The sequence below is a fragment of the Neobacillus drentensis genome (genome assembly GCF_036965645.1).
GTDB lineage: Bacteria > Bacillota > Bacilli > Bacillales > Cytobacillaceae > Neobacillus > Neobacillus drentensis_D.
The window spans coordinates 4,836-5,050 of record NZ_JBALPZ010000158.1 but is presented as its reverse complement, the minus strand read 5'-3'; the positions used below and the strand labels follow the sequence as shown (position 1 = coordinate 5,050).

The 215-nt window shown below is 39.1% G+C and carries 1 protein-coding gene; it reads right to left on the bottom strand.

What is annotated here, in order from left to right; all coding sequences use genetic code 11:
* The coding region (locus tag V7266_RS25345; protein WP_335472021.1) for a DDE-type integrase/transposase/recombinase at positions 1-215 on the bottom strand (215 nt) is incomplete at both ends.

Here is a 215-nt window from a genome sequence, read left to right as displayed (position 1 = left end):
CCCTTGCGGGACATACTTTGCTTTATTTGATGCTGTTCTAAGGTTTTTTGGTACTTTTTCATTTGATAATGCCAACCTTGATCAGAATGTAGGATCACTTGGTCTCCTGGCTGAAGGCGTTCAATCGCTTGGCCTAACATATCTGCTACCAATTTATAAACAGGACGTTTCATGACGCTATAGGCAATAATTTCTCCATTACATAAATCTAGTAC